19 protein-coding genes are annotated in these 22,319 nt (G+C 58.1%); 7 read left to right on the top strand and 12 right to left on the bottom strand.

The window, feature by feature from the left end:
• Together glmS and DSM117340_RS04820 are read left to right on the top strand one after the other, a co-directional pair.
• Positions 1 to 1,824, top strand: a complete 1,824-nt coding sequence (glmS, locus tag DSM117340_RS04825) for a glutamine--fructose-6-phosphate transaminase (isomerizing) (RefSeq protein ID WP_089888303.1) — start codon at positions 1 to 3, stop codon at positions 1,822 to 1,824.
• A 72-nt stretch (positions 1,825 to 1,896) separates the two neighbouring features.
• Entirely contained in the window at positions 1,897 to 2,583 is a 687-nt protein-coding gene (locus tag DSM117340_RS04820) for a DNA alkylation repair protein (RefSeq protein ID WP_089888302.1), read from the top strand.
• Here DSM117340_RS04820 and DSM117340_RS04815 read toward each other — a convergent pair.
• The 5 genes from DSM117340_RS04815 to DSM117340_RS04795 all read right to left on the bottom strand — a co-directional run bounded on the left by DSM117340_RS04815 (position 2,580) and on the right by DSM117340_RS04795 (position 6,778).
• Positions 2,580 to 3,371, bottom strand: coding sequence for an ABC transporter permease (locus tag DSM117340_RS04815; protein ID WP_089888300.1), 792 nt, complete (start codon positions 3,369 to 3,371; stop codon positions 2,580 to 2,582). The two genes, DSM117340_RS04820 and DSM117340_RS04815, sit on opposite strands and share 4 nt — an antisense overlap.
• The gene (locus tag DSM117340_RS04810; protein WP_089888298.1) at positions 3,364 to 4,131 is read right to left on the bottom strand and encodes an ABC transporter ATP-binding protein; all 768 of its coding nucleotides are present in this window, start codon (positions 4,129 to 4,131) and stop codon (positions 3,364 to 3,366) included. Before DSM117340_RS04810 ends, DSM117340_RS04815 begins: the two co-directional genes overlap by 8 nt.
• 49 nt (positions 4,132 to 4,180) lie before the next feature.
• On the bottom strand, positions 4,181 to 5,200 hold the full coding sequence (locus DSM117340_RS04805; RefSeq protein ID WP_089888297.1) for an ABC transporter substrate-binding protein: 1,020 nt from the start codon (positions 5,198 to 5,200) through the stop codon (positions 4,181 to 4,183).
• An 82-nt stretch (positions 5,201 to 5,282) separates the two neighbouring features.
• Positions 5,283 to 6,245 (bottom strand): zinc transporter ZntB, encoded by a 963-nt coding sequence (locus tag DSM117340_RS04800; protein WP_089888295.1) that lies wholly within the window; start codon positions 6,243 to 6,245, stop codon positions 5,283 to 5,285.
• 14 nt (positions 6,246 to 6,259) lie between these two features.
• A complete protein-coding gene (locus tag DSM117340_RS04795; RefSeq protein WP_274960972.1) occupies positions 6,260 to 6,778 on the bottom strand; it encodes a hypothetical protein in 519 nt (172 codons plus the stop codon).
• A gap of 84 nt (positions 6,779 to 6,862) precedes the next feature.
• On the opposite strand from DSM117340_RS04795, the gene moaA reads away from it, so the two are divergent.
• Both moaA and DSM117340_RS04785 read left to right on the top strand, forming a co-directional pair.
• On the top strand, positions 6,863 to 7,870 hold the full coding sequence (gene moaA, locus DSM117340_RS04790; RefSeq protein ID WP_089888293.1) for a GTP 3',8-cyclase MoaA: 1,008 nt from the start codon (positions 6,863 to 6,865) through the stop codon (positions 7,868 to 7,870).
• A 2-nt stretch (positions 7,871 to 7,872) separates the two neighbouring features.
• Complete coding sequence (locus DSM117340_RS04785) at positions 7,873 to 9,099, top strand: glycosyltransferase N-terminal domain-containing protein (RefSeq protein ID WP_177170622.1); 1,227 nt, start codon at positions 7,873 to 7,875, stop codon at positions 9,097 to 9,099.
• On the opposite strand, the gene DSM117340_RS04780 is transcribed toward DSM117340_RS04785, so the two are convergent.
• The 7 genes from DSM117340_RS04780 to DSM117340_RS04750 all read right to left on the bottom strand — a co-directional run bounded on the left by DSM117340_RS04780 (position 9,087) and on the right by DSM117340_RS04750 (position 17,996).
• On the bottom strand, positions 9,087 to 9,980 hold the full coding sequence (locus DSM117340_RS04780) for a glycosyltransferase family 92 protein (protein WP_089888289.1): 894 nt from the start codon (positions 9,978 to 9,980) through the stop codon (positions 9,087 to 9,089). The two genes, DSM117340_RS04785 and DSM117340_RS04780, sit on opposite strands and share 13 nt — an antisense overlap.
• Positions 9,977 to 11,089 carry a hypothetical protein gene (locus tag DSM117340_RS04775; RefSeq protein ID WP_089888288.1) on the bottom strand — a complete coding sequence of 371 codons (1,113 nt, stop codon included), beginning with the start codon at positions 11,087 to 11,089 and terminating at the stop codon, positions 9,977 to 9,979. Before DSM117340_RS04775 ends, DSM117340_RS04780 begins: the two co-directional genes overlap by 4 nt.
• Positions 11,090 to 11,137: 48 nt before the next feature.
• Entirely contained in the window at positions 11,138 to 12,304 is a 1,167-nt protein-coding gene (locus tag DSM117340_RS04770) for a M20 aminoacylase family protein (RefSeq protein ID WP_089888286.1), read from the bottom strand.
• A gap of 15 nt (positions 12,305 to 12,319) precedes the next feature.
• On the bottom strand, positions 12,320 to 13,489 hold the full coding sequence (locus DSM117340_RS04765) for a M20 aminoacylase family protein (RefSeq protein WP_089888284.1): 1,170 nt from the start codon (positions 13,487 to 13,489) through the stop codon (positions 12,320 to 12,322).
• A 24-nt stretch (positions 13,490 to 13,513) separates the two neighbouring features.
• A complete protein-coding gene (locus tag DSM117340_RS04760) occupies positions 13,514 to 14,854 on the bottom strand; it encodes an FAD-dependent oxidoreductase (RefSeq protein WP_354690032.1) in 1,341 nt (446 codons plus the stop codon).
• Positions 14,854 to 16,017: an acetylornithine deacetylase gene (argE, locus tag DSM117340_RS04755; protein ID WP_089888281.1), complete on the bottom strand. Its 1,164-nt coding sequence runs from the start codon at positions 16,015 to 16,017 to the stop codon at positions 14,854 to 14,856. The genes DSM117340_RS04760 and argE overlap by 1 nt, the downstream gene beginning before the upstream one ends.
• Positions 16,018 to 16,175: 158 nt before the next feature.
• Positions 16,176 to 17,996, bottom strand: a complete 1,821-nt coding sequence (locus tag DSM117340_RS04750; protein ID WP_089888280.1) for an ABC transporter ATP-binding protein — start codon at positions 17,994 to 17,996, stop codon at positions 16,176 to 16,178.
• 283 nt (positions 17,997 to 18,279) lie between these two features.
• On the opposite strand from DSM117340_RS04750, the gene DSM117340_RS04745 reads away from it, so the two are divergent.
• The 3 genes from DSM117340_RS04745 to DSM117340_RS04735 all read left to right on the top strand — a co-directional run bounded on the left by DSM117340_RS04745 (position 18,280) and on the right by DSM117340_RS04735 (position 22,110).
• Positions 18,280 to 19,983 (top strand): peptide ABC transporter substrate-binding protein, encoded by a 1,704-nt coding sequence (locus tag DSM117340_RS04745; protein ID WP_089888278.1) that lies wholly within the window; start codon positions 18,280 to 18,282, stop codon positions 19,981 to 19,983.
• A gap of 101 nt (positions 19,984 to 20,084) precedes the next feature.
• Positions 20,085 to 21,149: an ABC transporter permease gene (locus tag DSM117340_RS04740; RefSeq protein ID WP_089888277.1), complete on the top strand. Its 1,065-nt coding sequence runs from the start codon at positions 20,085 to 20,087 to the stop codon at positions 21,147 to 21,149.
• A complete protein-coding gene (locus tag DSM117340_RS04735) occupies positions 21,142 to 22,110 on the top strand; it encodes an ABC transporter permease (protein WP_089888276.1) in 969 nt (322 codons plus the stop codon). Before DSM117340_RS04740 ends, DSM117340_RS04735 begins: the two co-directional genes overlap by 8 nt.
• Positions 22,111 to 22,319 lie beyond the last annotated feature (209 nt).

Raw genomic sequence — 22,319 nt, 5'->3', positions numbered from 1 at the left:
ATGTGTGGTATCGTAGGTGTTTTGGGCGAGCACGAGGCTGCGCCCCTTTTGGTGGAATCTCTCAAGCGGCTTGAATACCGCGGCTATGACAGCGCGGGCATTGCCACAGTCGACAAGGGTCGCCTTGGCCGCCGCCGCGCGGTTGGAAAGCTCGTCAATCTCTCCGACAGGCTGGTACACGAGCCCCTGACAGGCAAGGCTGGCATCGGCCACACCCGCTGGGCCACACATGGCGCACCCAATGAAAACAACGCCCACCCCCACAGCACGCGTCAGGTTGCCGTGGTCCACAACGGCATCATCGAGAACTACCGCGAGCTGCGCGAAGAACTTGCCGCCAAAGGCATCGGCTATGAGACAGACACCGACACAGAGACAGTCGCCCTGCTCACCCAAGCCTATCTGGACGAGGGCCAAAGCCCCCGCGAAGCCGCCCTCAGCACCGTCAGCCGCCTCACGGGCGCCTATGCCCTCTGCTTTCTCTTTGAGGGCGAGGAAGACCTGCTCATCGCCGCGCGCCAAGGCTCGCCTTTGGCAATCGGCTATGGCAGTGGCGAAATGTTCGTCGGCTCCGACGCCATCGCTCTTGCCCCGTTGACCGATCAGATCACCTATCTCGAAGAGGGTGACTTTGCTTTTGTGACACGCACGCAAGTCGAAATCCTTGATGCTGCACGCCGTCCTGCCAACCGCGAGATCAAAACTGTCGAAATTGAAACAGGCCAGATCGACAAAGGCGGCTACAAGCACTTCATGTCCAAAGAGATCGCCGAGCAACCGCGCGTTCTGACCGAGGTCATAGGCTATTACCTTTCCGATGACGCCACGCGCATCAATTTGCCTGAAAACGGATTTGATTTCAAAACGATAGACCGCCTGACCATGGTCGCCTGCGGCACGGCCTTCTATGCCTGCCTGACAGCCAAATACTGGTTTGAACAGATCGCAGGTATGCCCGTCGAAGTCGATATCGCATCCGAATTCCGCTACCGCGAGCCCCCCATCACCGAGCGCACAGCCGCGCTCTTCGTGAGCCAGTCAGGCGAAACCGCCGATACCCTCGCCGCGCTGCGCTACTGTGAGGGCAAGGCCGACAGCATTTTGTCCGTCGTAAACGTTCCAACAAGTTCAATCGCGCGTGAAAGCAATCTGGCTCTGCCAATCATGGCAGGTCCAGAAATCGGCGTGGCCTCTACAAAGGCCTTCACATGTCAGCTCACAGTGCTCTACCTGATGGCTCTCAAAGCCGCTCACGACAAAGGCCGCCTCTCGGACACAGAGCTTGCAGATCGCCTGTCTGAGCTGCGCAGCCTGCCCTCCGCAGTCAATGCGGCGCTTGCGCTCGACAAATCGCTCGCCCACGCGGGCCTCAAGCTTTCAGAGGCGCAAGATGTGCTCTTCTTGGGCCGCGGCCTGATGTATCCGCTCGCCCTCGAAGGCGCTCTAAAACTAAAAGAAATCAGCTATATACACGCCGAAGCTTATGCTTCTGGCGAGCTCAAGCATGGCCCTATCGCGCTGATTGACAAGAGCATGCCAGTGGTCGTCAAAGCCCCCCGTGATGCCTTGTTTGAAAAAACTGTATCCAACATGCAGGAAGTCATGGCGCGCGATGGCAAAGTGATCCTCATCACAGATGCTGCCGGCGCTGCCGAAGCAGGCGATGAAGCATGGATCACCATTGTGATGCCGACAGCCCCCGCGGCTCTTACACCCATTCTCTACGCCATTCCCGCGCAGCTTTTGGCCTATCACACAGCCGTTGCCAAAGGCACCGATGTGGACCAACCGCGCAATTTGGCCAAGTCGGTGACAGTGGAGTAAGCGAAAGACCCGTAGCCTTTGGCTTCTGACTGTGCGATAGCAGCGCCAAACGCCACTCAGGATACGCTCGACATGACTTTAGACGACGCTCTCACAGCTCTGCGCAACGCTGCCGAAGACGGCCGCGCCGCAGGCATGGCCGACTATCACAAAGTTCCACGCGAGTACCTTGGCGTGCCAAATCCGGCGATCAACGATCTCGCCAAAGAGTGGCGCGGTCCGCTCTCAATTGAAGAGCGTGTCGCTCTTGCGGATCAGCTCTGGAAAACCAATATTTTTGAGGCTCGCCTCGCCGCCGCAAAACTTTTGACGCAAGCGCGGATCAGCCCTGACCAAGCCGTCTGGGATCTGATCGTCTCATGGGTTCCCGACTTTGACAGCTGGGCCATCGCGGATCACGCTATGATGGCAGGCCAGAAGCGCCTCGTCGCGGACCCCTCGCGCATCGAAGAGGTGGAGAGCTGGACCAAATCCGATGTCCACTGGACTCGCCGCGCCGCTATGGTCATCACCCTGCCCTACACCAAGCAAAATCACCCAAAACCCGATGAACTTGCGATCCGCAAGCGCGTCCTCGGCTGGGCCGTGCGCTATGTCGAAGACCCAGAGTGGTTTATTCAGAAGTCTGTTGCATGGTGGCTGCGTGACCTGAGCAAGCACGATGCCCCGCGCGTTGAGTATTTTCTCGCCAATCACGCGAAGAAAATGAAGCCTTTTGCGCGCAAGGAAGCGGCCAAATTCCTCCCGAAAGAGGCCTAGGAACGCCAGCGCAGCAGGCGTTTTTCGATCAGCCCGATGAGCGTGCTCACCACGACGCCAATCAACGACAAGATCACAACGCCTGCAAACAGCCGCTCTAGGTCATAAAGCGATCCTGCCTGCAAAATATAAGCGCCGATGCCGTATTCCGCGCCAAGCATTTCGGCAGCAACCAGCAGGATGATCGCAATCGCAAGGCTGATACGCAGCCCAGACAATATCCCAGGCATAGCGCCGGGCAGAACAATCTTGCGCACAATCGACAGCCAGCTCAGGCCAAAACTCTGCCCCATGCGGATCAAGCTGCGGTCAACATTGTCGACGGCTCCATAAGTAGCCACAACTGTTGGGGTAAAGGTACCGAAGGCGATCAGCGCATATTTGCTCGCCTCATCAATGCCAAACCAGATAACAAACAAGGGCAACAGCGCAATTTTCGGGATAGGAAAAAGTGCTGCAACCAAAGGCACAAGTCCCGCGCGCACATATGAAAACAGCCCAATCAGCACACCAACAGAGACACCGAGCGCCACACCAAGCGTCGCCCCCACAAGCAGCCGCGACAGCGAAGGCGCAAGATGCTTGGTCAGCATCCCGCTCTGCCAAAGCTCGCCAAAGGTTGCCAAAACATCGGAGGGCCGTGGCAAAGTGAGCTGCGATATCCAGCCCGCCCGCGTGCCCCATTCGGCAATAACAATAAGAAAGAAAAACACCAAAAGCCCTATGCCGCGCCGTGCAGTGGGCGCAAACCCGCCGCCCCGAAAACGCACTTCTCGCAGATCAGACATCTAGCAACTCCTCATCTGCGGCGCGGGCCTCATCGCGCATAACGTTCCAAAGATGCTTTTGCACCGCCTCAAGCTCCGCATCACCATGCGCTCTTTCGGCAAGCGGCGTCGCAATCTCGACCACCTCACGCACCTGCCCCGGCCTGCGCGACAGCACAACAATCTTGTGCCCGAGCCGCACAGCTTCTGCGAGGTTATGGGTCACATAAACCGCCGTGAAGGGTTGGCGCGTCCAGAGACCGACCAGATCGTCCATAAGCAATTCACGCGTCTGCGCATCCAGCGCCGAAAGCGGCTCATCCAGTAGCATCACGGCAGGCTTCACCGCCAGCGCACGCGCTATCGCAACCCGCTGCTTCATCCCGCCGGACAGCTGGCGTGGCAAAGCATCAGCAAAGTCGCCAAGCCGTGTGCGCCCCAGCACATCCGCAATGATCGCGTCACGCGCCGCACCTTTGATCCCGTGATCTTCCAACACAAGCGAGATATTCCCGCGTACAGTCCTCCACGGCAAAAGAGCAAAATCCTGAAACACATAGGTCAGCGGATTCAGACAGCCCTCTGGCGCCCCCCCAAGTTGCAAGACGCGGCCCGCGCTCGGCTTTTCCAAACCGCCGATCAGCCTCAACAAAGTTGACTTGCCGCAGCCCGAAGGCCCGACAAGACACACAATCTCCTCGCTCTGCACCTCCAGAGATATATCGCGCAAAACCTCTGTGTCGCCATAAGCATGGCTGATGCGCTCCAGCGATAGATCCATATCGATATCCTCAAAGCAGCGGGGGGCTTAACGTCCCCCGCCTTAAATATTACGCTTCAAACGTCTCGACATAACTCGTGTCCAGAAGCGTATCGAGCGTGATATCCTTGCCAACAAGGTCTTCCGCTTGGAACCAAGCCAGCTGATCCGCCATAGAGGCAACATTGAGCTTCGCACCCTCATTGAGACGCATCGTACCGTTGATGATGCTCGGCGCCGCCTTTTCGCGGGGGCGGTCGGTATAGACATATTTATGGATCAGATCGACCATCGCCGCCTCGCCATCATCGCCACCAGCACGATCAATCATCGCGCTGTTATAATCGCCCGCGCCTTTCGCGTAGGCCGCAAGGAAGTCGCCCGTCTGGCCTTTTTCGTCACTCGCATTGCTGGCCGAGGTAAAGACCGTGGTCACCTGATAGCTGGGCAAGTAGTCCGAGATATTGCCAATGATATGTACGGCGCCTGAGCCCGCCAGAGGCTTGGCAATATGTGGCACAATGCTCCACGCATCGATCTGCCCAGACTTGAGCGCACCAATCACGGCGCCGACTTTTTGCAGCGGCGTAAAACTCATTTCAATGCCTTCTTTTTCGGCCACTTTGGAGCCCATGTAATGGAAAGAAGAGCCCGCCTGCGTGACGCCAAACTTCTTGCCCGCCAGCATAGCTGGGCTGGTCAGCCCCGCTTGGAAAGCCGCGTCGGAGGCCAGAATTTTCTGCCCATCGATACCCGCTTCTTCGCTCAACGCACCGCCAATCACCTTGATCGCGCCTTTGTCAGCCAGCGAAATAAGCCCGCCCGATACAGCCGTAACCGCATAATCCACATCTCCCGAAGCTATCGCGACAGCCATAGGCTGCGCCGCCTCAAAGAAGCGCAGCTCAACATCAAGCCCAGCCTCGGCAAAGTAATTACGCTCCACAGCCACAAAGCTGCCCGCATGAGAGGTAAAGCGCAGAGCACCCACCACAATCTTTTTATTCATCGCAATCGCAGGCGCCGCTAGGCTCGCTCCCGCTGCGGCGCCCAAGAGTCCAAGCGTCTGCCGTCTGTTGAAATGCGTCATTCTCTCTCTCCCATTTTGTGATTACTCTACGGCAGTCTTGCCCGCTCTGCCCGCTGAGTAAACACTTACCTTGTGTAGGCGTTCAAAAGAGCTTCAGTTTCTTGAAGACAGCATACTGTCCGATCAAGACAGCGACGATGATGCCACAGATGATGACAAAGCCGTTCGCACTGTCCGCCAGCGGCACTCCACCGACATTGATACCCAACAGTCCCGTGATGAATCCGATCGGCAGGAAAAACGCCGAAACAATCGTCAGAACAAACATTTGTGTGTTCATCTGCTCGGCTCGCGCATCCATCACCTGATCATGCACAATCTGTGCACGGTCGCGGATGGCATCAAGCTCCTCGCTCAGCCGCGTCAGCCGGTCAATTGCCTCTCGCAACTGGCTCAAAGCCTCGCGTGACACCCAGTCAAACCCCTCGACCTCAAAGGTCGTCAAAGCGTCCCGCTGCGGAAACATATAACGACGTAGCGCTGTCGCGACTTGCCGAATATCGGCGAGCGCACGGCGGGTTTCACTTAGAGTTTCGCCCTCTAGCCGATCAGAAACCTCGTCAAGCTTCTCATTCAACTCCGCCACCACAGGCTCTGCTCGGTCAGCAATCCGCAAGGAAAAGGCGGCCACCATCTCAGCAGGCGAGCGTGGCGCGCGTCCGCCGCGCACCATCCCAGCCACATCCTGAAGCGCGTTCAAGGGCCGCACACCACAGCTGACAACCTGCCCCCCTTCGACCCAAAGTCGAAGCGAAACCATATCTTCAGGCTCTGCTCCAAGGTTGAGGTTAACTCCACGCAGAACAAGGATGGCCCCGCCACCATGTGGCGTACAGCGCGGGCGCGTCTCTTCTGCGGTGAGCGCGGTTTTCACCGCCTCATCAAGTTCAAACTCCGCCAGCCCGCTCGAGAGCTGCTCTGGTGTGCCCTGCACATGGCGCCAGACATAGCCAGCCGCATCTGACGGCGCAGCAGCACCCTCAAGAGCCTTTACACTTCGATCTGTCCCAATCTGAAAGCCAAAAGCAGGCGTCACATCATTCATTTTTTCGCCTCGCTTCAGTTTCTAAAGACATCAACCTCGGTCAAATCTGTCAAAGGTGCATCAATCACGCGCAGTGCCGCCAGCGAAAGCTGGCTTCCCGCCGTCTTCGGCCCATCCAGCGGCAGAAGGTCTAGTTCGACTGACTTTCCGTTCTTCGCCGACACAACCCGCCCCGTCGCAGGCGCGCTCACAAGCGGTGTCTTGATCCAGAGCCCCGGCTGCGCCGCATCCCCAAGCGAAGCCACAGTCCGGCCAAGCGCACGCCCCTCACCCTTGGCTGCTTTTTCTTCTGCCGCCAACACAGCGGCTTTTTTCTGGTCTGCACTCGTCGTATCAAACTGAGCCACTGTGCGCGCGGTCGCAGACGGTGGCGGCGCTGCCGTCGTATTCAAAGCCTCAGGCCGCGGGTTTGGACGCACCGTCTTTGCGTCTTCGGCAGCATCAACAGCAGGCACAGGCTCGTCTGCCACTTGCACCAAAGCACAAGCGCCAAGCAAGGCAACCAGACTCATACTCAATAAAACGTGTTTCATACTGTCAGATTAGGGCCCCCTGCGCCCCTTGACCAGAGTAGAAACACCCTTGCCCCAAGCCCCCTCAGCCCTTAACTGTAGCGCATGAAAACGCCGCTGATTGATCCCTTCGCCCGCCCGATTTCTTACCTGCGCGTCTCCGTGACAGACCGTTGCGATTTCCGCTGTGTCTACTGCATGTCCGAAAACATGACGTTTTTGCCCAAAAAGGAGCTACTCACCCTTGAGGAGCTTGACCGCATGTGCAGCACCTTTATCGGCCTTGGAGTTGAAAAACTGCGCATAACGGGCGGCGAGCCGCTTGTGCGCAAAGGCATTATGACGTTCTTTCACGCGATGACCCGTCACCTTGAGAGCGGCACACTCAAAGAGCTGACGCTCACAACCAACGGCTCCCAACTTGAACGCTACGCTGATGAACTCTACGCAGCAGGCGTGCGCCGCATCAATATATCGCTTGATACGCTGGATGAACAAAAGTTCGCAGATATCACCCGCTGGGGCCGTCTGCCCCAAGTTCTCAAAGGCATCGAGGCCGCCAAAAAGGCAGGCCTACGCGTCAAGATCAACACGGTTGCGCTCAAAGGCTTCAATGAAGACGAGCTTTTCACTCTCACCGAGTGGTGCCAGCGCGAGGAGATGGACCTCACTTTCATCGAAGTCATGCCTATGGGCGACATCGGCAATGAGGACCGTCTTGACCAATACTGGCCGCTCAAAGACCTCCGCACAACGCTGGCAGAGCGTTACACGCTGACAGACCTTGCCCATCGCACAGGCGGCCCCGCCCGCTATGTGCGCCTTGAAGAAACAGGCCAACAAATCGGCTTTATTACCCCGCTGACGCATAACTTCTGTGAAAGCTGCAACCGCGTAAGGCTCACCTGCACAGGAGAGCTCTTTATGTGCCTTGGCCAAGAAGACAACGCAGACCTGCGCGCGCCCCTGCGCCTGCACCCGGACAGTGATGCGCCTCTTGAAGAGGCAATTCGCGCCGCCATCAAGCTCAAGCCCAAGGGCCACGACTTTGACTACGATCGCCAAAGCGTCGGCGGCAAAATGACCCGCCACATGAGCCACACAGGCGGCTGAGCGTGGCAACGCCCCTGCTCCCCGCTGCCTATTTCGCTGCCACAAGCACCGCTCCGTGGCTTCTCCTTCGCGCGGCCCGCGCCGCACATTTACGCCAGAATGCCCCCGTGGTACGCCTGCCCGAGCGCTTTGGCGAGGCCACTCTGCAACGGCCCAAAGGCAAGCTGATCTGGCTTCACGCCGCCTCTGTTGGCGAGATCCAATCTGCCGCCGCACTCGCCCCCTATTTGGCTGCGCATGCGACGCTGCTTGTCACCACAAGCACGCAGACAGGCGCCGAGCGCGCCGCACAAGTGCTTCCAGAGGGCTGCATCCATCAGTTTCAGCCCGTTGATACCGCCCGCGCCGTCAGCAGCTTTCTCAGCCATTGGCAGCCCGATCTTGCGCTCTTTGTCGAAGGTGATCTCTGGCCGCGTATGTGCCGCAATCTCGCACGCCGCGGCACACCCGCCGCCCTGCTCAATGCCCGCGCCTCCAAAAGCCGCGCCCGCTTTCCCAGAAGCTATGGCTATATGCTCGCGCCGTTCCGCCTGATCACATGCCAGACAGAGGCTGTGCGCGCGGGGCTTATGGCCCTTGGCCTGCCCGGAGACCGCCTCAAGTGTCTTGGAGACCTCAAGGCAGATCTACCCGCCACCAGCATCTCAGAAAGCGCGCTAGACGCCTTTCAAACCGCCGCCAAGGGACGCCCCGTCTGGGCCGCCGTCTCCACACACCCTGCCGATGAGGCCCATGTCCTCGCCGCACACCGTACCTTGCTGACCAATACGCCCGATGCGCTCCTCCTCTGGCTGCCGCGCCACCCTGCCCGCGCCGAAGCCATCCGCGCCGCAGCTGATGGCCTCAGCCTGAGCCAAAGAAGCCAAGGCGAAGCGCCGACAGAAAAAACGCAAATCCTGCTTGCCGATACTCTCGGAGAAGCAGGCGCCGCCTTTGCCACTGCCTCAACAGTCTTTCTGGGCGGCGGCTTTGGCCGTGAAGGCGGCCACAACCCGTATGAGCCGGCCAAAGCTGGTGCCTTCGTGCTCTCAGGTCCAAGAGTAAACAACTTCAGCGCCGCATATGCGCGGCTCGCCGTTGATGGCTTTACAGAGCTTGTCGCGGACACAGCAACGCTAACAGAAGCTCTCGGCTCCCGCCTCTCAAAGCCGCATCAGGCCCCTTGGCAAGGCAGCGAGACAAATGCCGCTGCCGCAACCATGAACGCACTCGCGGCCTACTTGCCCTGAGCGCGCGCGAGAAAATCAATCGCCGCCACGTCTTCGACTTCATCCGCTTCAATCTCGGCCACAATCCGCATCACCCGCCGTGCGTGCTGCTGGAGCGCCACAGATGCTATTAAACAAGCCTGAAGCTTGGCCTGCAAGTCATTGTTTGAGCGTGTATAATAGTGATTGAGCTGCAAGAATTCAGCCGAGTAAAATCCAGCCTTTCCGCGTGCAGAATGCGCCGCCCGCACGCCCGCATCATTCACGCCCTCACCCTTGCCATCAATCTCCATACCGTGCACGCGCACTCCCGTCACACGGCTAGGATCAACAATACACTTCCAGTTCAGAGCATGCCGCGCGCCCTCGGTCGTGCGCATCCTGCGGGTATAGTTCGCAACAATCCCGCCCTCAGGCGGCGCCTCATGTCCACCGCGGCCAAACATCTGCCAAGGCAAGGAGACATGGGCCGCCTCCCCGACACGCTCAAGCGCGGCCTCAATACTCGCGTCCGCCTTCGGGACAATAAACTCGTCCACATCCACAAAAGCCATCCAGCGAAATTCAGCCCCATAATTGGCCAGCGCATGGGAAAAAGCGAGCACCTGATTGTGAATTTCCGCGCCGCTGCGCCCGTCGCGCAGGCTCTGCGCCCAAGGCACAATCGTCAGCGCCTCTGCTGGTACAGTGTCTCGCAAAATCGAGACAGTCTCATCTGTTGAGCCGTTGTCATAGACGATAAAATGCGACACCCCAGCCAAGAGGTGAAACCGCGCCCATTCTTCAATGTAGCGCGCCTCGTTCTTCACAATAATAGGGATCGCCACGCCGCTGCGCTCAGGGTTCGCCTTAGGAGGAGAAACCGCCAGTTTACTGATCGGTCTGGCCTTGAAAAATCTCATGTCGCACGTCCTCTGGCTCTGATCCGCTGTATCTGCTCTGGCTCTAAAAGCCGCCCTTGGTCAAAACTCACATAATAGTCCCGTGCAAGCCAAGTCAGCATCCGCGCGCGCAAATCTGCATCAAACGACAGCTCCGTCGCCTGTGCACAGAGCGCGCCAAGCGCTGCAGCACTGTCCGCTCGCATCACAGCGCCCTCAATATCGTAAAGCGCCTCCCCAGTGATCACCACGGGCTTGTCCCAGAACATCGCCTGCAAACCCATTGAGGAGTTGATCGTGATCACCCCTGCGCTCGCCGCAATCTGGGCAAAACTGTCAGTCGCATTGTCCAGAACGATCCGTGCACCAGAAGCAATCAGCGCATTGATCTCATCCGTCACCGCAACTTTGGATGAGGGGTGCTCCTTGACCCGCAAGTGCCAACCCTCGGGCAAATGCCGCGAAGCCTCCGCAAGAGCGGCAATAAAGCCCTGAAGCCCGCCACACCAACCTGCAAACAGCGTCATCTGGCTGTCGTCAGGCACTTGCAGCGGCACAAACAAAAAGCGCGCGCCATCAAAGTGGGCCTTACCCTGCCCGACATCCGCCCGCCGAGGCGCACGCGCCTGAAAGCCAGCCTTGAGCTCGGCCAAAAGTGTCATATCCGCGGTAACATTCTCATAAAACGCAGCCTGCTTCGGCACAGAACCTTCAGCATTTACCCCCTTCGCATCCAGAGTGCGCCGCAGAGGCAAAGGGGCAAGTTCGGCATACAGCAGCTCCGCGCCTGCGTCTTTCGCACCCTCCATAAAGGCACGCCGCGTGCCTGTTAGCCCTTGCCAACAGAGCGCGGCAGCCTCGGGCCGCGCCTCAAAATAGCGCCGCGCCCAGTTGTAACGCCCCTTCAGAAACAAAAGCTTGAGCCAACGTCCAAAAGCGCCCTTGGGCTGCCTCTTTGCCCGCGCCAGACAGGCACGCGCCCGTGCCTCTGTTTCAGGGTAGCCCCGCCATGACATCGGCCAGGTCTTCAGGCGCACACCGTCGCCAAATTCAGCCGAAACAGCCTCAAAAAATGCCATCTTCTCGGCATGAGGCTCGGCCAGATAAGCAAGGAAGGGCGCAGTTTTCATGCGCCCTTCCTAGTCCTGCCATAGCTCGCGTGCAAGTCTCAGACCGCCTCAGCTGGCCATTGGCATCCGTTGCTCGGCGATTTCCGCCCAATAGCTACAACCCGCTGGAATAGCGTCATCGTTGAAGTCATACTTTGTGTTGTGGACCATAGCGGTATCGCCATTGCCCATCAAAATATATGCGCCAGGGCGTTCCTCAAGCATAAAGGCAAAATCCTCGCCCCCCATCACAAGCGGCGCCTCGTCACATCCGCCCGAAACGCTCGTCGCAACTTGCCGCAAGAAATCCGTCTGTGCCTCGTGATTGTCCATGACAGGGTAGTTGCGCTGATAGTTTACATCCACTGTGCCACCGAATGTCGCTGCAACACCGTTGCAAATCTCTCCAATGCGCTGTTCTGCCAAATCTCGCATCTCAGCGCTCATCGTGCGCACCGTGCCCTTGAGCGTCACACCACCGGGAATCACGTTAAACGCCTTGGAGCTTGTCTCAAACGAGGTCACCGAGACGACAATATTCTCCACAGGGTCCGCATTTCGGCTCGCCACGGTCTGCAGTGTCATAACAGCCTGCGCCGCCATCACTGTCGTGTCCACAGTCTCCTGCGGCTTGGCCCCGTGCCCGCCACGCCCCGTAAACTCGACGGTAAACACATCCGTCGCCGCAAAAAACGGCCCGGATCGGATCGAAAACGCGCCCACAGGTTTACCAGGCCAGTTGTGCATCCCATAGACTTCCTGAATGCCAAAGCGCTCCATCATCCCGTCGTCGCACATCTCCTTGCCGCCGCCGCCGCCTTCTTCCGCCGGTTGGAAAATAACAACAACCGTGCCATCAAAATTGCGCGTTTCACTGAGGTACTTGGCCGCGCCCAAAAGCATCGCCGTGTGCCCGTCATGTCCGCAAGCGTGCATCGCGCCAGGCGTCTTACTCGCGTAAGGCAGCCCCGTTTCCTCTGGCATCGGCAACGCATCCATATCCGCGCGCATCCCGATCACCTTGCCAGACGTGTTCGTGCGCCCCTTGATCACTCCAACAACACCAGTACGGCCAATCCCCGTGACGATTTCGTCACAGCCAAACTCCTTAAGCTTTTCAGCCACAATCGCGCTGGTGCGATGCGTTTCAAACAGAATTTCTGGATGTTCGTGCAAATCGCGCCGCCACGCGGTGATCTCGTCATGCAACTCGGCAAATCGGTTTTTTACAGCCATGGTCGTTCTCCCTAATCAATCCCCAAGCGGCATACGGTTCTCTGCCAATTCAGCAAAGAAGCTCGCGCCTACAGGCAAGATATCGTCGTTAAAGTTATAAAGCGGATTGTGCAGATCGGCGCTGTCGCCGTTGCCAATAAAGACATAGGCCCCGGGCCGCGCCAAAAGCATCTCCGAGAAATCCTCAGCAGGCATCACAGGATCAATCTCAAGCGGCGCCTTACCCGTCACAGCCAATGCAGCCTCAGCCGCATGGGTCACCGCCTCAGGCGCGTTCATCGTCGGCGGTACACCGACAAAGTAGGTCAGCTCAGCGCTCGCGCCATAAGCCGCCGCTGTCTGCGTCACAAGCGCCTGCATCCGTTCACGGATCACACCCTGCACTTCAGGGTGCAGATAGCGCGTCGTGCCCTTAAGCAGAACCTCGTCAGGAATCACATTGTATGTGTCCGTGTCGCTCTTCATCCCGCAGACCGAGACAATCGCCGCCTTGAGCGGATCCACATTGCGAGAGACAACTGATTGCAAAGCGATAATAATATGGCTGGCCACAAGGCTGGTATCCACCGCAATATGCGGCATCGCCCCATGTCCGCCCTTGCCGCGCACTCGAACTTCAAAGGAATCTGCCGCCGCCATTTGCGGGCCTTCACGCATCGCAAACTGCCCCGCCTCGATCCCGGGCCAATTGTGCATTCCATAAATCTCGTCGATCTCAAAGCGCTCCATCAACCCGTCTTTGAGCATGGCGCGCGCCCCGCCTCCACCCTCTTCGGCAGGCTGAAACACAAGCACAACCGTGCCGTCAAAGTTGCGTGTTTCGGCCAAATATTGCGCCGCTCCCAAGAGCATGGAGATATGCCCATCATGGCCACAGGCATGCATCGTACCCGCTGTTTCGGAAGCATACTCAAGCCCTGTCGCTTCGGTGATCGGCAGAGCATCCATATCCGCGCGAAAGCCGATCGTGCGCCCGCTTGCCTGCCCGCGCCCACGGATCACCGCAACAACGCCAGTCTTGCCAAAGCCCTCAACGACCTCGTCACAGCCAAAGCCTTTGAGCCGCTCGGCCACAAGCCCCGCCGTGCGTGTCTCTTCAAATCTCAGCTCGGGGTGGGCGTGAAAGTCCCGCCGCCACGCCGTAATCTCTCCGCTCAAATCTGAAAATCTGTTTTTGATCGGCATCACGCCTCTCCCATTGTGCAGCCCTTAAACATCGGGTCCAAGCTCAAGCTTGGCATAGCTGTCAAACCGCGCAAGGCGAAAACGCGTGAGATCATGTCCGACGTCACGTCCCACCATCATGTCCGCCATGATGCGCCCGAAAGCAGGCCCGATCCCGAACCCATGGCCACACATCCCCGTGCAAATGCTAAGCCCTTCAATCGGCGCATGATCCACGATCGGCACAACATCAGGCATCGTATCAATCATACCCGCCCAACGCCTCGCCACCTTGGGCCGCCCCACTTTAGGGAAGCGCGCCGCAAATTTATCAAGCATCCTGTCGAGCGCTTTGTCACTCGGCTGAGGGTCAAGCACGCGCATCCGCTCAAACGGCGTCTCCTCATCAAAGCCCCACCGCCGCTTGGTCAACAAACCGTCTGGCCAGTCCTTTGGCGCGGGTGGGCGGTAACTCATGCCAAAGTCCCCGCCGACAATCAGCTGACGATAATGCGGCACATGGCGCAGCGCATCAGGCCCAACCCAAAGATGATTGACCCCAAGCGAGGCCATCGTATAGCCGCCATCCTTACGGCGACGGAATGACATCGCATCCTCCCCCGCAGCGCCCTCAAAGAAAGACGGCATCGGCGCGGTCGCTAAGACATTGGAACGTACAGACAACTGCGGAATACTCACCCCCTCACGGCGCAGAAAGAGCGAAGACCACGAGCCTGCTGCCACAAGCACAAGCCTCGTTTTGACCTCTCCAGCCTCGGTGACAACTCCGCTCACAGCGCCGCCCGCGCGCACCAACCCACGCACAGCACAGCCCTCTCGAACAATGGCCCCCGCAAGCACTGCCGCCCGCGCGATCGCAGGCACAGCCTCAAAGGGCTCCGCCACCATATCATCGGGCGTGTGCATAGCCCCGCCCCAAGGATTGATCGCATCAGGCAGCATCGCGGCAACCTGTGCCGCACCAAGCATTTTGGTCCCAGCAGCGGCCCCGAACTCGCGCGCCCAGACCTCATATTTTGCAAGCTGCTCTTCGTTCTTGGGCAAAAACGTAACGCCCGCGCGCCTCAGCCCGAAGTCATCCTTGCAGACCTTGGCCAACTCTTCCCAGCGTTCTTGTGCCTCAATAACGATTGGAAGCTCGGCATAGTCACGCCCCGTCTTGCGAATCCAGCCCCAATTGCGCCCGCTCTGCTCGGCAGCCACACGGCCCTTTTCCAACACCAAAGCCTTCAAGCCCCGCTGCGCCAGATAATAGGCCGCGCAAATCCCGATGACGCCGCCACCAATGATGACTGCATCCGCCTCAGCAGGCAAAGCGCCCACATGCTCGGGCGCGTTTTGCAGGCCCAAAGGGATCCCCCGCATCACGCAGCAAGCTCCTCAAGCAGCCGCTCCATAAAGCGCTGCCCCGCTTCAAACTCGGCAATCGTAATGTATTCGTCAGGCTGATGGGCCTGCTCGATGCTACCGGGTCCACAGATCACAGCCGAGTATCCAGCCTCCTGAAATTGTCCCGCTTCTGTCCCGTAGCTCACAACATGGCTGGCATTGTCCCCCGTTAGGCGGCGCACAAAGTTTTCAGCCACGCCATGTTCCTCAGGCTTCAGCCCCGGCACATCAAAAAAGCCGGTAAGGTCAATGCGCGCCTCAGGGTGAATGGCCTGCATCTCAGCCTCGACCTCACGAGCGCGCGCCGTATAGCGTTCCACCCAATCCTGCTTGTTTTCGCTCGGAACAACCCGAAACCCCATGATAAACTTGCAATCTTTCGCGGTGATATTGTTCGCCGTGCCGCCCTCAATCGTACCAACATGCGCATTGCTCCAAGGCGGATCAAACATCGCCGCAAGCGCATCAGGCGTGGCCGCCATGTTTTCCGCATTGACCTCATTGGCCCACTCCAGAAGCTTTGCAGCCTCCATCACCGCGCTCACACCACGGTGCATGATTGAGCTGTGAACCTCAAACCCGACAACATGTGTCGCCACACCCACGCCGCCCTTGTGGCCGTTCACACATTTCATCAAAGACGGCTCCCCGATGATGGCAAGCTCGGCCTTTGGCAAAACGCCCTGCATCGCCTCAATCATCGCAGGCGCACCGGTGCAACCAACCTCCTCATCATAACTGAGAGCAATCTGCAAAGGCCGCTTCACGCCACGCCGCTTGGCCTCCACAAGTGCCCAGATCGCAAGCGCATCAAAGCCCTTCATATCGCAGGTCCCGCGCCCAAAATACTTCCCGTCCCGCTCCGTCACCGTGAAGGGATCAGAGCTCCAAGGCTGCCCATCCACAGGCACAACATCTGTATGCCCCGAGAGCACCACTCCGCCCTCGATCTCAGGACCAACATGGGCAAACAGCGCACAATGCGTCCGCGCCTCATCGCGCCAGTGTCGGTGGCTCACAATGCCATGTGCCGCCAGATAGCTCTCAACCCAATCAATCAAATCAGTGTTCGGATCACGGCTCACCGTGGGAAAGCTGATCAACTTCTCCATCAGTTCATAAGGCGTCATAATGGTCATAGTCGTCTCCTTACAGCGCATCCTGATATGCTCCCAAGCCCCCTCCTTCTTCTCTTCAGAAATATCCCGGGGGCGTGGGGGCTGGCCCCCACCTATTACGGGGGTCTGGGGGCAGAGCCCCCACCGGATCGCCTGCGTCAGCAGGCGAAACCGCTCTCTTAATAGCCACTGTCCGTGGTCAGAATATAATGCCCCGCGCCAATCTCACGATACTCCGACGGCGCCGCCTCATATCCCACGGGATGGATCGGTGATGGGATGGGCTTAAAGTTCAGCTCGCGCTCGTCCTTGCGGTTGCGCGGGTCGGCAATCGGAACCGCCTTCATCAGAGCTTGTGTATAAGGATGCTGCGGATTCTCAAAAACTGCCGCGCGTGGCCCCAACTCTACAATACGGCCCAGATACATCACACCCACATCATGGCTCACCCGCTCCACCACAGCCATATCATGGCTGATAAAGAGGTAGGACAGTTCCAATTCTGCCTGCAATTCCATCATCAGGTTCAAAACCTGAGCTTGCACCGAAACATCCAAAGCGCTCACGGCTTCATCCGCAACGATCAGTTTAGGATTGAGCGCCAAAGCGCGCGCAATCGCGACGCGCTGGCGCTGTCCACCAGAGAGTTCGTGCGGAAAGCGCCGCAAGAAAGAGCGCGGCAGTTCAACCCGGTCAAACAGCGCTGCAATCCTGTCCTGAAGCTCCTGCCCCTTGGCAACACCATAGTTCTGCAAAGGCTCAGCCACTTGGCTCATCAAATTCATCTGCGGGTTAAGGCTCGCAAACGGATCTTGAAAAATCATCTGCATATCAAGCCGTGCGGCGCGCAGATCATTGCTGCCGAGCGCCATAATATCCTTGCCATCGAGGTGCACTTCGCCCGATTGCGGCTCCACGAGCCTCAAAAGCGAGCGCCCCGCAGTAGATTTGCCGCAGCCGCTCTCGCCAACAAGGCTCAGCGTACGCCCCTTGTTGATCGTAAAGGAAATATCCTCAACCGCATGCACATTGGCGACAGTACGGCGAAAGAAGCCCCCCTTCACAGGGAAGCGCGTGGTCAGATGCTTTACCTCCAGCAAAACCTCATCACTGCCCTTGATCGGGTCTAGGTTCTGGTCAGACTTGCCCAAAAGCTTCATTGGTTCGGGATAGGCCTTGCCGCGCATCTCCCCAAGCTTGGGCACCGCCGCCAACAGCGCCTTGGTGTAATTGTGCTGTGGGCGCTCGAAAATATCCTCAACAGCGCCCTCCTCAACCTTCTTGCCGCGAAACATCACAACAACACGGTCCGCCATCTGAGCGACGACAGCCATGTCGTGAGTGATAAACATAACAGCCGTACCCGTCTCACGCTTGAGGCGGTCCATCAACGCAAGGATCTCGGCCTGAATCGTCACATCAAGCGCCGTCGTTGGCTCATCCGCAATCAGCAACCGCGGCTCACAGGCCAGCGCCATCGCAATCACAACCCTCTGGCGCATCCCGCCTGAAAGTTCGTGTGGATATTGTGTCAGCCTCCGCTCGGGCTCAGGGATACGCACCTGCTTGAGCAAATCCAGCGCACGGGCCTCGGCCTCGGCTTTGTTGAGGCCCTTATGCATCCGCAGCCCCTCAGTCAGCTGGCGGCCCACGGTAAAGACAGGGTTCAGCGCCGTCATCGGCTCCTGAAAGATCATCCCAATCTCGTTTCCCCGAATCGTGCGCATCAGGCTTTGGTCCGTTTTGGCGAGATCAATCTCATCACCGTTGCCCCGTTTAAAGAGCAGACGCCCCCCCGCTATATCGCCGCCACCGTACTCAATCAGCCGCATCAGCGAGAGTGACGAGACAGACTTGCCTGAGCCCGATTCCCCAACAATACAAATGGTTTCACCAGGCCGTATCTCAAACGAAACATCCTCGACCCCAACAACAGGGCCGTCTTTTGTTTGGAACTCGACACGCAGGTTTTCAATTGTCGCAAGGGGGTGATCAAGCATCAGAGAGCCATTCCTTCAAAGCAGATAGCACCACGCTACAGAGGGGAACGGCTGACTGTCAAACACTGCAAGCTGCGCGCGCAGTGTTCCGTTAGGTTCGCATCACGGTCCATTCAAAGGGCTTGCATTTTTGCGAATCTCTGTGTCGTATGATCCTCATTGCGGGGGAAAGTCAGGCCAACTGACTGATGTCTGAAATCCAGACTGCCCCGCCCCGACGAAACCGCAAAACATGCGGACAAGCTCAGACGAGGCGCAAGTTTCGTCCAACATGGAGTAAAATATGAAAGTCAAAACCCTTCTGCTTGGTGCAGCGGCAGCGTTTGTTATGGCCCCGGCGGCCATGGCCGAGCGTGGCTCTGACGGCCAAGTCAACGTGATCTACTGGCAAGCGCCTTCGATCATGAACCCCTACCTTTCAGGCGGCACGAAAGATGTCGAAGCCGCCTCGCTCGTGATCGAACCCCTCGCCCGCTACGACGAAACTGGCGCCCTTGTGCCTTTCGTTGCCGCAGAAGTGCCCACAGTGGCCAATGGCGGTGTGAGCGAAGACCTCACAACAATCACATGGAAAATCCGCCCAGGCATCCTCTGGTCAGATGGTACGCCAGTCACATCAAACGACGCCAAATTCACGGCTGACTACTGCATGAACCCCGAAGGCGGCTGCGCCCAAGCGGCATTCTTTGACGGTGTAAAAAGCATTGAAACGCCTGACGATATGACCCTTGTCATCACGTTCAACGAGCCCAAGCCAAATCCATACGGCCCGCTCGTGGGTGGACAGTCACCTATTATCCAAGCGGCCCAGTTTGCTGATTGCACAGGTGCCAAAGCGCCCGAGTGCACAGAAGCCAACTTCAACCCGATCGGCACAGGCGCTTTCGTCGTTGACGAATTCAAGCCAAACGACGTTATCACTCTGTCGGCCAACCCGAACTACCGTGAGGCCGACAAACCGAAGTTTGCCAAAATGGTTCTCAAAGGCGGTGGTGATGCAGTTGCCTCGGCCCGTGCCGTTTTTGAAACGGGTGAAATGGACTACGCATGGAACCTTCAGCTCGCGCCCGACGTGATCTCAAAGTTCGAAGAAGGCGGTAAAGGCAAAGCGATTACAGGTTTCGGCCCACTCGTTGAACGCCTTGAAATGAACATGACAGACCCATCGCCCGACCTTCCAGAAGGCGAGCGCTCGACTGTGATGCACCCACACCCAATCCTCTCAGACATCCGCGTGCGGGAAGCGCTTTCGATTTCGATCGACCGCGATCTGCTCGTAGAAGTCGGCTATGGCCAAGCGGGTAAGCCCACATGTGATCTCGTTCCATCGCCTGCAAACTATGCGTCGATGAACGACTTCTGCCTCACGCAGGACATGGACCGCGCCAAAGCTCTGCTTGAAGAAGCTGGCTGGACAGATACAGACGGCGACGGCGTGCGTGACAAAGACGGCAAAAAACTCTCGCTGCTCTATCAAACATCAACCAATGCTGTGCGTCAGGACTTCCAGGCCCTGATCAAACAGTGGTGGGAAGAAATCGGTGTTGAAACAGAACTGCGCAACCTTGATGCCTCTGTCTTCTTCGGTGGCGACCCCGGTTCGCCCGACACCTTCCAGAAGTTCTACGCAGACGTAGAAATGTATGCCAACACCTTCAACGGCACAGACCCGCAGCAGTATCTTGCGGCCTACCGTTGTGGCGGCGAGCCCAAGCCATCAAGCCAGTGGCAGGGTGAAAACATCAACCGCTTCTGTGATCCAGCCTACGACGCACTGATCGACGAACTCGGCCGCACAGGCGACATCGCCAAGCGCGGTGAGATCGCCAAGAAGATGAACGACATGCTGACAAAAGACAGCCACACCATCGTGGGTCTTGTTCACCGTGGTCGCGTCTCTGGCCAAGCCAACACGCTGGGCGGCCACGTCCTCAACGTGTGGGACTCAGAGCTCTGGGATGCCGCTGAGTGGTATCGCATCGACTGATAAGCCTTGTGCTTTTAGGGCGTCCTGCTTTTGTGGGGCGCCCAATCTGACTGCCCCGCGTCATCCGACATTAACAGACCTATAAACCAAGGCCCCGCTTCATGCTGACCTATACGATCCGCCGGCTTATTCTCTCCGTTCCGGTGCTTTTGTTTATCGCTCTGATCATTTTCTTGCTGCTACAGCTCGCCCCTGGCGATCCGATGGCGCAGGTGCCCCTCACAGTGCCTCCCGAAGTCAAACAGAAGATGCGCGAAGCGCTCGGCCTCGGCGCACCTTGGTATATCCAGTTCTGGAAATGGCTGGTGCAGATGTTCTGGATCGAGCCGATGGTCTTTATCGACTGGCTCACAAACCACAGCTCACTCCTCGGCTGGCTCCCTAACACCGACTTCTACACCCCTTGTGGCCCAGCAGTAGACGGCCCCTGCGACCTGCGCGTCATCAGCTGGCAGACCCGTTCACCCGTAATGGACATCATCATCCAGCGGATGCCACAGACGCTATGGGTCGTCGGCCTTGCCTATGTGGTTGCGTTCTTCATCGCCATTCCCATCGGCATTTACTCGGCCTACAAACAATACTCCGCCTTCGACCAAGCGGGCACATTCATCACGATGATTGGCTTTTCCGTCCCCCCGTTCTTCACGGGACCGCTTCTGATTGTAATTTTCTCGGTCTATCTCGGCTGGTTCCCCTCGATCTATGACACCACCCATGTGGTCAATGATTGGGAAAGCTTCGTGGTCCAGCTCAAGCAAATGATCATGCCGGTTATGGTACTCGCCCTACAAGTCACAGCCCAGATCAGCCGCTTCATGCGTGCCTCCATGCTCGACAACCTCAAGCAAGACTATGTGCGCACCGCCCGCGCCAAGGGCCTGCCAGAGCGCGTCGTGCTGCTCGTTCATGTGCTGCGCAACTCAATGATCGCCGTGGTGACAGTGGTCGCACTCGCCATTCCAGGCATCTTCGGTGGTTCGATCATCACGGAACGCGTCTTCAAAGTAAACGGGATCGGCGACGCTCTCATCGGCGCGCTCTTTGCCTCCGATATGCCAATGGTAATGACACTCACCTTTATCTTCGCCTTTCTGATTGTCATGGCGAATATCATCGCCGATGTGCTCTACGGCGTGCTTGATCCAAGGATCCGCTATGACTGACGAAATTCAAGCCATCGAGGCGCTCCAAGACAACGAACCCTTAAAACCGCATCGCTCCCAATGGGGAGAGGTCTGGCTGCAATTCCGCCAACATAAGGGCGCGATGGTCGGCGGCAGCTTCCTTATGCTGATCACAATTGCGGTGATCTTTGGCTCGCTGATCTGGACCGTAGACCCAGGCAAGCTCGACATCCGCGCCAAAGACTATCGTCCGATCTATACGGCCCTCTGGGATTCAGATGCCAAAACAGGCTGGAAACACCCATTCGGCACAGACCAGCTCGGTCGCGACGGCCTCGCCAATATGCTCGCTGGCGGACGTACCTCTATGGCCGTGGGCTGGGCCGCTATGCTGCTCTCGCTGTTTCTTGGCGCAATGATTGGCGTGCTTGCGGGCTACTTCAAAAAGCTCGATGGACCGCTCATGCGGCTGACAGATCTCTTTCTGTCTCTGCCGATCCTGCCTTTGCTTTTGGTCGCGGTCACGCTTTTCCGACAGCCGCTCAGAGCAAACTTTGGCCCGGAGGGTGGCATGTTTATCCTGATTGTCGGCGTCATTGGCATCACATCTTGGATGCACACCGCACGGATCGTGCGTGGCGATGTTCTGGCGCTCAAAGAGCGTGAGTTCGTCCTCGCAGCCCGCTCCGCAGGCACGACCTCACGCGGCATCATCATGCGCCACCTTCTGCCAAACGTCGTCTCGCCCATCGTGGTTTCCGCGACCTTCGGGCTCGCAACAGCGATCATCACAGAAAGCTCGCTCAGCTTCCTCGGCGTAGGCTTCCCGTCTGACTTCCCGACATGGGGCAAAATGCTTGCAGACTCGGTCTCACGCATGACCGAATTCCCTGAGCGCGTCATTCTACCAGGAATCGCAATCTCGCTCACAGTGCTGGCCGTCAACTTCCTCGGCGATGGCCTACGCGACGCGCTCGATCCGCGTATCAGAGGCCGCTAACCCGCCTCAGAACCAATATCTCAAAATAAAAACGCGCGTCCCTTATCAGGGCGCGCGTTTGGTCTTTTGTTCCACCGCGCCGAAAGGCTCAGAACAACGCCCCAAAGCCTGCGGACGCTGAGAACACCTGTCTGCGCGCGCGCCGCCCTCGGCCAGCCCCTCCCCTTGTTTCAAGCCCCAACCCCTGCCAACTGGACAGCAACAGCCCT

It is taken from the genome of Lentibacter algarum, assembly GCF_040580765.1.
Lineage (GTDB): Bacteria > Pseudomonadota > Alphaproteobacteria > Rhodobacterales > Rhodobacteraceae > Lentibacter > Lentibacter algarum.
This window is presented reverse-complemented; position numbering and strand designations above follow the sequence as displayed.